Annotated in this window: 1 protein-coding gene; it reads right to left on the bottom strand. The window is 71.2% G+C overall.

Translation table 11 applies throughout. The annotated features are described in order from the left end of the window. Positions 1-127: 127 nt before the first annotated feature. Positions 128-240 (bottom strand): DUF2239 family protein (locus ACJDTP_RS28030; RefSeq protein ID WP_406763090.1); only part of this gene is annotated, 113 nt, incomplete at its 5' end.

Consider the following 240-nt stretch of genomic DNA (forward strand, 5'->3'; position numbering starts at 1 on the left):
GGCGGAGGATAGCATGAAGTCTCCGCCCTGCGGAGCGGGGAGGTGGCGCGGCGCGTCTTCGCGTCGTGACGGAGGGCCGCCCCCGCATCGCAGGCGTCCGGGGGACTTCAAGAGCCCCTCCACCACGCTACGCGCCGTCTAACAGTTCGAGAATCTGCGCCCGGACATCCGTGGGCCAGGGCGCGATCAGGGCGATCAGGCGCGCACGGTCGGCGGCGAACAGGGCGCGACTGGCCTCTT

Source organism: Candidatus Clostridium helianthi (genome assembly GCF_045310795.1).
Classification (GTDB): domain Bacteria; phylum Bacillota; class Clostridia; order Clostridiales; family Clostridiaceae; genus Clostridium; species Clostridium helianthi.